This is a genomic window from Pseudomonas sp. NKUCC02_KPG, from assembly GCF_019345465.1.
Classification (GTDB): domain Bacteria; phylum Pseudomonadota; class Gammaproteobacteria; order Pseudomonadales; family Pseudomonadaceae; genus Aquipseudomonas.
This window is the reverse complement of sequence record NZ_JAHKRC010000002.1, coordinates 373,774-384,732: the sequence shown is the minus strand read 5'-3', so window position 1 is coordinate 384,732 and position 10,959 is coordinate 373,774. Positions and strand designations below refer to the sequence as shown.

Genomic DNA, 10,959 nt, shown 5'->3' with positions numbered 1-10,959 from the left:
GAACGAAGGCTGCGAGCTTTTGATCTTTAAAAGCTCGCAGCCTTCGTTCCTCGTCAGCGACTACAGAGACTTGACGCCCATGACCACCCTCACCCATTTCGATACTCCGGTCAGCGAGCCGATCAACAGCCAGATTCTGCAGATCGTCGTCGACCACCTCACCGACATCAGCGCCATGGAGATCGCGCCCAGCAATCTTCTGTACAGCATTTACCAATATGCCATTGGCTTTGAAGTACACCTTTACCTGCAAGCACTCGACGGATCCAGGGGCATTGCGGTTGAGCTGATTGTGGCGACTGACGCTCAAGACCCGGAAAAAGTGACCGGCTTCGCCCTGTATCTGCCCGTCAAGGATGATCCGCAAGCCTGCGGCATCGCCTACATGGCCGAATTGGCCAGCCATCGTCACCTGGGCGTGACCCGGGCACTGGTCGGGGAAGTTGTGCGGCGCCATCCCCATACCGAGCTGACTTGCAGCGTGGCCAAGGTGGGGGAATTTGCAGCGATGGGCCTGCAAGTCATCGGCACCCGTGGCCCGCAAGTGTTGATGAATACCCTCGATCACAGCACCGACGGCCTGATGGGCGTGCTCGATGTCGCAGCGATCTACAGCTCCACCGAAGTTCGCCAGATTCACACCTACCTGCTGCAACGCAACGGCAAGAAGGCAATGCTGGACGCCGAGAAAAAACGCGATCGCCAGATCGATCAACTGACCGCCAGGGCAAAAGCCTTTGTGGCCCAGGCAAAAGACTAAGCCGCTGAAATAACGCATCATGGGCGCATTACGTTGAGAGGGAACCTGTATGCGTACTCACTTTACCCTGGCCCGTGCTGGTGCCTTGACCCTGGGGCTGGCGTTCAGCGTTTCGGCCCTCGCCAGCGAAGAGTCACAGCTGATCGACTCGATCAACGCGTATCGCAGCCAGATCCAGCGGTGTGCGGGGCAAGCCTCGCAAGAGCTGCCGCCGCTGTCCGCTGACACCCGGCTGGTATTGCCCGCCAGCAGCTTTGGTGACTTGCAGGAAGCGCTCGGGCGGGCGGCATACCCGATGGTCAACGTACAGGCGATCAATCTCTCCGGCCCCCGTGATGCGCAGGCCGCCATGAAAGCCGTGCAGGAAAGCTTCTGCCGCGTGGTACTGGACCCCCAGTTTGTCGATATTGGCGTCAGCCATGACCAGCGTGAATGGCGCATCGTACTGGCCCGCCCCCTGCTCACAGCACGCCTGGGCGACTGGCAGGCCGAAGGGCAGAAAGTCCTGGAGATGCTCAACAGCGCCCGCAACCAACCCCGTCAGTGCGGCACGCAGGCCTTTGGCCCCGCCGCGCCACTGACCTGGAACGCCACCCTGGCAACCGCAGCCCAGACCCACTCGCGGGATATGGCCAACAACAATTATTTCGACCACAAGGGTCGCGACGGTTCAACCCCGGGCGATCGCGCAGAACTGGCGGGCTATATCGCCCAGCAGATCGGCGAAAATATCGCGGCCGGACAAGACACCACGCGCAAGCTGGTCGACGGCTGGCTGGCCAGTCCTGGCCATTGCGCCAATGTGATGAACCCGGAGTTTCGCGAGTTGGGCGCAGCCTATGCAGTAGACCCGAAAAGTGACGCAGGGATTTACTGGACGGCCCTGTTCGGTACTCAGTAAGAGCACGACACGCAGTAAGAGGCTGTGGGGAGGATGTTCGAGGGGGGGGGTGTAGCGAGGTAAAGCAGCCCCACCCGAACAGTGTCGGGTGGGGCCGTTTTTTTACAGCGCCATGTCAGCCGCTGGGTTGCTTGGCGCAGGCTTGGCCGGCGCGGCAGCAGGTGTTGCCGTGTGAGTTGCAGCCGGGATCGCCGGCGGCGGAGTCAATTGCAGGACTTCAGCCGTGTAGGCCCACTCTTGAGCAACGCGATCAGGATCACCGTTCAGCTTGGTGCCATAGCTCGGCACGATCTGGTGTAGCTTGGCTTGCCACTCTGGCGTCGCAACCTTGTCCTTGAACACGGTTTCGAGCACGGTCAGCATGATTGGCGCCGCGGTGGATGCACCAGGCGATGCGCCCAGCAGACCTGCGATGCTGCCATCTTTGGCGCTGACAATCTCGGTACCGAGTTTCAGCACGCCGCCTTTCTCTTCGTCACGCTTGATGATCTGAACACGCTGACCGGCCTGCCACAGGCGCCAGTCTTCAGATTTGGCGTTCGGGAAGTACTCTTTCAGCGCATTGAAGCGATCTTCGTCAGACAACATCAGTTGGCCGGCCAGGTACTCAACCAGTGGGTACTGTTCGATGCCGACTTTGGTCATTGGCCAGATGTTGTGGGTCGTGGTGCTGGTCAGCAGGTCGAAGTACGAGCCTTCCTTCAGGAACTTGGTGGAGAAAGTCGCGAACGGGCCAAACAGGATTACGCGCTTGCCATCCAGTACGCGGGTGTCCAGGTGCGGAACCGACATCGGTGGTGCGCCAACCGAAGCTTTACCGTAGGCCTTGGCCAGGTGCTGCTGCGCAACGGTAGGGTTTTCGGTGACCAGGAACGAGCCGCCAACCGGGAAGCCTGCGTATTCCTTGGCTTCAGGAATGCCGGACTTCTGCAGCAGATGCAGTGCACCGCCGCCTGCGCCGATGAATACGAACTTGGCATCAGTCTCGGTTTTAGTGCCGTCTTTCAGGTTTTTGTACACCACACGCCATGAACCATCTTCATTGCGCTTGATGTCTTCAACTTCGCTCGACAGTTTGAGCGAGAAGTTAGGCTTGGTTTGCAGGTAAGCCGTGAACTGGCGCGTGATTTCGCCGAAGTTTACGTCAGTACCGATAGGGGACCAGGTGGCCGCGACTTTTTGAGCCGGGTCACGCCCTTCCATCATCAGCGGAACCCACTTCTTGATCTGCACCGGGTCTTCGGAGTATTCCATGCCCGCGAACAGAGGGCTGGCCTGCAGGGCTTCGTAGCGCTTCTTCAGGAACTTGATGTTGTCATCGCCCCACACAAAGCTCATGTGCGGAGTGGAGTTGATGAACGAACGCGGGTCTTTCAATACGCCGTTCTTGACCTGCCACGACCAGAACTGACGCGAAACCTGGAAAGCTTCATTGATTTCAATGGCTTTCGGGATTTCAACGTTGCCGTTCTTGTCTTCTGGCGTGTAGTTCAGCTCGGCCAGGGCAGAGTGGCCGGTACCGGCGTTGTTCCAGCCATTGGAGCTTTCGAGGGCAACGCCATCGAGACGCTCGATCATCTCCATGGACATGCCAGGCTCCAGCTCATTGAGCCAGACACCCAGAGTAGCGCTCATGATGCCGCCGCCAATCAGCAGTACATCCACGTGTTTAGGCTCGGCAGCGTGCACGGAGGTAATCCCCATGGTCAGCGCCAGGCCCAGTAGCCCCTTGTTCACTTTTTTAAACATGTTGTAGTACCTAAGATAAAACGCCATCTACCCGACACGCAGCGCATGAAATTCTTCGACTCACCACAGGCTTGTCGCCTGCAATCGAGCCGACCCTCAAACCTTGAACGGGCAGATATATAAGGCCTGTGCACGTTACAGACCTCACTTTATGCACCTTGGGCGCTGATCTCTTGTTGGTTTTGGCTTCAGCTACTTGGGTAACATTTTTTGTGCAGCACTTGCGGCTCCTTGATGTCCGGCCTGCTCGCAGCTCCTTCCGGGGAACTGGTGTGGACACGACGATCCACTGCGGCCAGCCGACTAACCGCGTCATTCTACCTCAGGTGGCACTTTGGGCGAAGTGGCAGTCGTTGCAGTGGCCAAGCGCCCGTGTCAGGTATAATCGCGCTTTTGCTCCGCCCATCAACAGGATTCACCCATGTCTTTAAGCAAGCGCACCCAGGCACAGATCGAACGTCGCCTGATCACCACCCTGACCGAGGCCTGTGAAACAGCCAAAACACAGATCCCGGGGTTTGTCTGGCTGACTCACGTGGTCGACTACGAGGCCTTCCCGGCCAGCCTGAAAGTGGTCTGGGTATTCGACACGCAAGCCAGCAAAGACTTCGCCCTGGCAGATGGAGAAGCAAGCTTCATGGGTGAACTGACGGCCCGGGCATTGGCGGATGCCCAGGTGAAAGTACGCAATGGATCGGCCCACGTGTTTTTCGATTCCGAAGAAGAATGCCAGCGCAGCTGTGGTGGAAACTGGCCAAAACGTCTGGCCCAGAAGCAAACGGGGCGTGGCTGATCTGTGGCAAAAGACATTGAAAACCCGTGCATTGCAGTTTGCCAGTTGAGTGGCGAGCTCTGCGTGAGTTGCGGCCGTACCAAGGAAGACATCCGCAAGTGGCGGAGCATGAAGCGCCCGGAAAAAATGGCCGCCGTGCAACGCGCCAGCACGCGGCTCAAGAGTTTGCGCAAAAAGAACAGCTGAGCCCTTACGCCAGGTACTTGCCAAACCAGTCCAGCGTCCTGTTCCAGGCCAGCGTCGCCGCGGCTTCGTCGTAGCGCGGCGTCGAGTCGTTATGAAAGCCGTGATTGACCCCCGGGTAGATATGCGCCTCATAGCGTTTGCCGTTGGCCTTCAGCGCCTGTTCGAAGGCCGGCCAGCCTTCGTTGATTCGCGTATCCAGCCCGGCGTACTGCAGCATGAGCGGTGCCTGGATACGGCTGACCTCATCGGCTGCGGGCTGGCGTCCGTAAAACGACACCGCCGCCCCCAGTTCCGGATAGGCCACTGCAGCCGCATTGGCCACCCCGCCGCCATAGCAGAACCCGGTAATCCCCACTTTGCCGGTACTGGCGTCGTGCTGCATCAGCCATTCCACCGCGGCAAAAAAGTCGTTCATCAACTTGGTCGGGTCGACCGTTTGTTGCAGCGCCAGGCCTTGCGCGTCGTTGCCGGGATAGCCGCCCACTGACGTCAGGCCATCGGGCGCGAGGGCGATGTAGCCCGCTTTGCCCAAGCGCCTGGCCACATCTTCGATATACGGATTGAGCCCGCGATTCTCATGAACCACCACCACGGCGGGCAACTTGCCCTGCGCCTTGGCGGGGCGCACGAGATAGCCGCGAACCTGGCCGTTGCCCTTGGGCGAGGGGTACATGACGTACTCGGCCACGATATCCGGGTCGGTAAAAGAAACCTGTTCGGCGAGCGCGTAGTTGGGGCTCAGGGCTGTGAGCACGGAAAGCGCCGTCCCCCCCAGGGTGAACAGCGCGGCACGATCCAGAAACTCGCGACGGTTGATCTTGCCATGGGCGTAGTAGTCATAAAGCTCAAGCAACTCAGGGGCAAAGTCTTTCGCGGTAAGACGAGTCATCAGTGCACTTCCTATGGCCGGTTGTGTTTAACCATAGAGCAATTTGTAGCTAAATGCGTCTCAGAACTTTTACCTGATCCTGTGGGATACCATACGCGCCATGCCCGATGCATGTCGGGCCCCAACGCTTCGACTACACAACCTGAAGGGGTATCAAACGGTGAGAATTGCACTTGTGCTGCTGTTGAGCGTGCTGTCCATGCAGGCCTTCGCGGCGAATATCGGCGAGCGGCTGACGCCCTGGACCCTGCAGGACCAACACGACCAGCCCTATACCCTGGACACGAAAACCCGGGTTCTACTGGTGGCGCGCAACATGGACGGTTCCAAACTGCTCAAGGCGGCCCTTGAAAACCAGGCTAAAGGCTATCTGGAAGCACGCCATGTAGTGTTCCTGGCCGATGTTCAGCGCATGCCATCGCTGATCAGCAAGTTCATCGCCATTCCCGCCATGCGTGACTACAACTACCGCGTGGTCCTCGACCGCGACGGCACCATTGCCGCCAACTACCCGGGCGCCGAAGACAAGGTGCTGTGGCTGCAACTGGACAACGGCACCCTGGTTTCCCAGCAAGAATTTGCTACCGCTGACGAGTTGCGCGAGGCGCTGGAAAAACTGCCGGTTCAATGATTGTCCGGGGCTCCGCCATCACGGCTTCGGGCCCCTTCCTCCTGCCTCACTCTTGAGCGCTGTGCACCACCACCAGCAGTTGTGCCTGTTGCTCGCCCACCGAACGGATGCGGTGAGGTTTCTGCGCGTTGAAATGCAATGCATCCCCGCGATTGAGCAACACACGCTCGTTCATGAAGTCCACTTCGACCTGCCCTTCGTGAACAAACAAAAACTCCTCGCCCACGTGCTCCTTGAAGGCCTTGTCGATGAAGTCGGCCGGCGGGTAGATCATGAACGGCAGCATGCTGCGCTCACCCACCTGATGGGCCAGCACGGCATAACCCAGGCTCTGGTCATTGGCCGCCAACGATTGACGTTCATCGCTGCGCACCAGGCTGTAGCTGTCGAGCTGGACGCTTTCTTCGCTGAATAACTCTTCGACCTTCACATTCAGCGCTTTGGCCAGCTTCAGGGCCGCCGCAATCGACGGCGTATTAAGCCCGCGCTCGATTTTCGACAGATAGCTCTTGGTCATGCCGGATTTTTCAGCCAAGACCTCCAGGCTCATCCCCAGTTTTTTTCTTAGCAATTTCAATCGGATAGACATAAAAAACGGCCAGCTCACAAAAAAGGAAACGACTCATGCTTGCCAATGACACAATGTGTCATATATGATCTTTCGTGTCATTTGCATTCACCCATACCCTTCCCGGAGATGAGTGAACGGCGCACTAGACGCTTATTGAACGCATCAGAGGACACCTTAATGGGTAAGACGCTAACACTCCCCAAGGACCAATTGATCAAGCAAGCACTGCAGCAGATGCAACACACCCTGGCGGATAATACGTGGACTGACCGGCAAAAGCTGGCACTTACCTGCCGTATCTTGTTTGAAAACGGCCATGACTCAGGCCTGGCCGGGCAAATTACGGCTCGCGGCCCGCAACCCGGTACCTACTACACCCAACAGTTGGGGCTCGGGTTCGACGAAATCAGCGCGGGCAATCTACTGTTGGTCAACGAGGACCTGGAGGTGCTTGAAGGGCACGGCATGCCCAACCCGGCCAACCGTTTCCACAGCTGGGTGTACCGGGCCCGCCCGGACGTAAACTGCATCATTCACACCCACCCTACCCATGTCAGCGCATTGTCGATGCTGGAAGTTGCGCTGCAGATTTCCCACATGGACCTGTGCCCGCTGTATGACGACTGCGGGTTTCTTGACGGCTGGCCGGGTGTGCCGGTGGGCAATGAAGAAGGCGAACTGATTGCCGCTGCACTGGGCAACAAACGGGCGGTGCTGCTTTCCCACCACGGTCAGTTGTCGACCGGCGCCAGCATTGAAGAAGCCTGCGTGATTGCGCAGTTGATCGAGCGTGCCGCCAAGCTGCAATTGCTGGCCATGGCCGCCGGTGAAATCAAGCCGATCCAGCCTGAGCTGGGCCGCGAAGCCCATGACTGGATTGCCAGGCCCAAACGCCACACCGCCGCCTTCAACTATTACGTGCGCCAGAACCTTCGTCGTCATGCCGATTGCCTGAACTGACCACCACTTCCCTCAAGGACATTGACATGTCGACACCTGATATCCACGGCATCATCGGCTATACCATCACCCCTTTTTCCGCTGACGGCGAACACCTGGACCTGGATGCCCTGGGGCAATCCATAGACCGCCTGATCGACAGCGGCGTACAGGCCATCGCGCCTCTGGGCAGCACCGGCGAGGGCGCCTACTTGAGTGACCTTGAATGGGACCAGGTGTGCGACTTCAGCATCCAGCACGTGGCCAAGCGGATCCCGACCGTGGTCAGCGTTTCCGATTTGACCACCGCCAAGGCCATACGCCGCGCGCGCTTTGCCCAGGCCCGGGGTGCCGATGTGGTCATGGTGCTGCCTGCGTCCTACTGGAAGCTCAGCGAAGCCGAAATCCTGGCCCACTACCAGGCCATCGGCAGCAGCATCGAATTGCCGATCATGCTCTATAACAACCCGGCCACCAGCGGCACGGACATGTCGCCCGAGCTGATCCTGCGGATCTTCAACGCCGTGGAGAACGTCACCATGGTCAAGGAAAGCACGGGAGACATCCAACGCATGCACCGCCTGCAACTGCTGGGCGAGGGCCAGGTGCCGTTTTACAACGGCTGCAATCCTCTGGCACTGGAAGCCTTTGCCGCAGGCGCAAAGGGCTGGTGTACCACTGCCCCCAACTTGATTGCAGCACTCAATCTTGAGCTGTACGCGGCCGTTCTGGCCAATGACCTGATACAGGCGCGGGCGTTGTTTTACCGCCAGTTACCCCTGCTGGATTTCATCCTCAAGGGTGGCTTGCCGGCAACCATCAAGGCCGGTTTGCGCACCACCGGGCTGGACGTCGGCAACCCGCGCTTGCCGGTATCGCCACTGGACGATGGCGCCTGCAAACAGCTTGAACGTCTGATCGCCGCCTTGAGCTGATGAGTCCGGTATTTTTCTGGGTTTATGTGGTGTCCGTTCGCAGCCTCGCTCCGCTCCTCAGCGACTACACCATCCTTGCGACGACGAAAACTCTTCCAGCACTTGCAGGGTTAATGGCACACAACATCCAACACCAGCGGCACCGCTCTTTTGGTGATCACGATCCGTGATCACGGCATCACCATATACGATTGGCACTCAAGGCCGGGAGGGGTTGAAAGTGGTGGCATTGCCCCACTCATAAATCCAATTCAAGGAGGCACCCATGCCCCAATCCCTGCCAACCCTGTGCGGTTCGATCATGGGGTCGCCGTTTTCCCTCTCCGCAAAAATCCACAACGCTGCCTACGCCGCGCTGGGCCTGGACTACACCTTTGTCTGCTTTGGCGTTGAAGACCCGGTGGCCGCCGTAGCGGCCATCCGGGCATTGGGCATACGCGGCATGAACGTGTCCATGCCTTACAAAACGGCTGTCATGGCACATCTGGATGTGATCGACGAGTCCGCCCAGGTGATTGGTGCGGTCAACACCATCAATAACATCGACGGTGTTCTCACCGGCTACAACAGCGACTACCTGGGCGCTGTGCGCGCCCTGCAGGAAGTCTGCGAACTGAACAACAAGCGGATTGCCGTGATCGGTGCCGGTGGCGCTGCCCGGGCGGTGGTTTACGGCTGCCTGCAAGCTGCCGCGCAGGTCACGGTGTTTAACCGCAGCAGCGAGCGCGGCAAGGCACTGGCCGAGGATTTGGGTGCGCAATGGGGCGGCTGCGTCGATGCCTTTTCAGCCCATGACTTCGACATCGTCATCAACGCAACATCGGTGGGTTTCAAGCAACCGGACAGCAACCCGCTGGACGGCCTGCTGGCCAGCCACCTGATTGTCATGGACGTGGCGTTCATGCCCGTGCAGACCGCCCTGCTGCTGCAAGCCGCCGCGCTGGGCTGCACCACGATTTGCGGCACGCGCATGCTCGTGCACCAGGCTTGCCGGCAAATCGAGTTGTACACCGAACACGACGCTCCCATCGACATCATGGAGCAGGCCATGCTCCAGGAAATACAGAGACTGAAATTGTAAGCAACCCTGCTGCCTATCGATAACAAGATGCCGTAAAGGCACCTACCAGAAGGTACCAACATGACTCATGATCATTCTCCATCTGACATTGACCTGGTCCCCGAACCGCAAGCACACAAGAAAGACTTGCACCGCGCTGCCTGGGCCTGCTCCCTGGGCAGTGCTCTTGAATACTACGATTTTGCTCTCTACACCCTGGCCGCAGCACTGATTTTCGGGCCGCTGTTCTTTCCTGAACAGACCCGCACCATGAGCCTGATAGCCAGCTTCGGCACTTACTTCCTGGGGTTTGCAATACGGCCTCTGGGCGGTGTTCTGTTCGGCATGATCGGAGACCGCGTAGGGCGCAAGTTCGTGCTTACGTCCACGGTGCTGCTGATGGGTGTTTCCAGCACCCTGATCGGCGCCCTGCCCACTTTTGAACAAGTGGGCTACCTGGCACCGGTACTGCTGGTGGTTCTGCGTCTGCTTCAAGGCCTGGGCGCGGGTGCCGAACAGGCAGGCGCAGCCGTCATGATGACCGAGTACGCCCCCGAAGGCAGACGCGGCTTCTATGCCGCCCTGCCGTTCCTGGGCATCCAGCTGGGCACCATTCTCGCGGCCCTGGTGTACTTCATGGTGATCAGCAGCAGTGACAACGTGCTGGAGAGCGGACTGTGGCGCATACCGTTTTTCAGCAGCGTGGTGATTGTTGCCCTGGGCCTGTATATGCGCTTGTCGCTCAAGGAGTCGCCGACATTTATCCGCCTCAAGGCACTCAAGCGCGTCTGTGAGAACCCGCTTAAAAGTGCAATGAAACACTCCAGGCCCACCTTGCTGCTCGGCATTGGCCTGCGCCTGGGAGAGAACGGTGGATCTTCGATTTATCAGGCCCTGGCGGTGAGCTACATCGTTGGCGTGGTGGGTCTGCAAGGGCCGGTGGGCGTGCTGACATTGATCTGCGCCGCCAGCCTTGGCGCGCTGACGGTGCCGATTGCCGGCAAGCTCAGCGATCGCTTTGGTCGTGTGGTGGTCTACCGGGCCTTTGCCATGCTGCAACTGGTACTGGCCTTTCCGGTGTGGTGGGTGCTGAGTCAGGGCAACGTGGTGGCGAGCATCATTGCCATCTCCATCGCTCTGGGAATCGGTACATGGGGGATGTTCGGCACTCAGGCTGCGCTCATGCCCGAATTGTTTGGCTCGCGTCACCGCTATATGGGCGTATCGATCGCCAGGGAAGCTTCGGCCGTGATCGCCGGAGGCATCGCGCCACTGATTGGCGCAGGCCTGATAGCCCTGGTCGTGGCAAGCCACGATGCCAGTGCCGGTATCGGCGCCTGGCTGCCGATTGCCTGCTACTTGTCGCTACTGACACTGATTACCCTGTACACCACCTTCAAGACCCCGGAAACCCTCAACCGCGATCTGGACGAGCCCCGTGATGCCTGGGAAATGATGCCCGCCCATAGCGTCACGAACGTGACACCGCAGCCCGTCGTGCCGTGATGTTCATCGACTGCGGGGGCGAGCCTGATCCCTCCCGCA

General features: G+C 59.1%; 12 protein-coding genes. 9 read left to right on the top strand and 3 right to left on the bottom strand.

Annotation, left to right across the window (positions count from 1 at the left end; translation table 11 throughout):
• Nucleotides 1-79: 79 nt before the first annotated feature.
• On the top strand, nt 80-760 hold the full coding sequence (locus tag KO536_RS04675; protein WP_133077638.1) for a GNAT family N-acetyltransferase: 681 nt from the start codon (nt 80-82) through the stop codon (nt 758-760).
• A gap of 49 nt (nt 761-809) precedes the next feature.
• A complete protein-coding gene (locus KO536_RS04670) occupies nt 810-1,661 on the top strand; it encodes a CAP domain-containing protein (protein ID WP_219261261.1) in 852 nt (283 codons plus the stop codon).
• 102 nt (nt 1,662-1,763) lie between these two features.
• On the opposite strand, the gene mqo is transcribed toward KO536_RS04670, so the two are convergent.
• Nucleotides 1,764-3,410 (bottom strand): malate dehydrogenase (quinone), encoded by a 1,647-nt coding sequence (gene mqo / locus KO536_RS04665; RefSeq protein ID WP_133077636.1) that lies wholly within the window; start codon nt 3,408-3,410, stop codon nt 1,764-1,766.
• A 421-nt stretch (nt 3,411-3,831) separates the two neighbouring features.
• Between mqo and KO536_RS04660 the strand changes: the two genes are divergently transcribed.
• Entirely contained in the window at nt 3,832-4,203 is a 372-nt protein-coding gene (locus KO536_RS04660) for a hypothetical protein (RefSeq protein ID WP_133077635.1), read from the top strand.
• 3 nt (nt 4,204-4,206) lie between these two features.
• The gene (locus KO536_RS04655) at nt 4,207-4,389 is read left to right on the top strand and encodes a DUF1289 domain-containing protein (protein ID WP_048361010.1); all 183 of its coding nucleotides are present in this window, start codon (nt 4,207-4,209) and stop codon (nt 4,387-4,389) included.
• A 4-nt stretch (nt 4,390-4,393) separates the two neighbouring features.
• On the opposite strand, the gene yghX is transcribed toward KO536_RS04655, so the two are convergent.
• Nucleotides 4,394-5,278 (bottom strand): YghX family hydrolase, encoded by an 885-nt coding sequence (yghX, locus tag KO536_RS04650; RefSeq protein ID WP_219261260.1) that lies wholly within the window; start codon nt 5,276-5,278, stop codon nt 4,394-4,396.
• 160 nt (nt 5,279-5,438) lie between these two features.
• On the opposite strand from yghX, the gene KO536_RS04645 reads away from it, so the two are divergent.
• Nucleotides 5,439-5,909: an FAD/FMN-containing dehydrogenase gene (locus KO536_RS04645; RefSeq protein ID WP_219261259.1), complete on the top strand. Its 471-nt coding sequence runs from the start codon at nt 5,439-5,441 to the stop codon at nt 5,907-5,909.
• 46 nt (nt 5,910-5,955) lie between these two features.
• Here KO536_RS04645 and KO536_RS04640 read toward each other — a convergent pair whose 3' ends face one another.
• Entirely contained in the window at nt 5,956-6,498 is a 543-nt protein-coding gene (locus KO536_RS04640; protein ID WP_219261258.1) for a helix-turn-helix domain-containing protein, read from the bottom strand.
• Between the two features lie 159 nt (nt 6,499-6,657).
• Here KO536_RS04640 and KO536_RS04635 point away from each other — a divergent pair, with 159 nt between their 5' ends.
• The 4 genes from KO536_RS04635 to KO536_RS04620 all read left to right on the top strand — a co-directional run bounded on the left by KO536_RS04635 (nt 6,658) and on the right by KO536_RS04620 (nt 10,920).
• On the top strand, nt 6,658-7,440 hold the full coding sequence (locus tag KO536_RS04635; protein WP_219261257.1) for an aldolase: 783 nt from the start codon (nt 6,658-6,660) through the stop codon (nt 7,438-7,440).
• Nucleotides 7,441-7,466: 26 nt separating this feature from the next.
• Nucleotides 7,467-8,354, top strand: a complete 888-nt coding sequence (locus KO536_RS04630; RefSeq protein WP_219261256.1) for a dihydrodipicolinate synthase family protein — start codon at nt 7,467-7,469, stop codon at nt 8,352-8,354.
• A gap of 265 nt (nt 8,355-8,619) precedes the next feature.
• The gene (aroE, locus tag KO536_RS04625; protein ID WP_219261255.1) at nt 8,620-9,435 is read left to right on the top strand and encodes a shikimate dehydrogenase; all 816 of its coding nucleotides are present in this window, start codon (nt 8,620-8,622) and stop codon (nt 9,433-9,435) included.
• 60 nt (nt 9,436-9,495) lie between these two features.
• Entirely contained in the window at nt 9,496-10,920 is a 1,425-nt protein-coding gene (locus KO536_RS04620; RefSeq protein ID WP_219261254.1) for an MFS transporter, read from the top strand.
• The last annotated feature ends 39 nt before the right edge of the window (nt 10,921-10,959 follow it).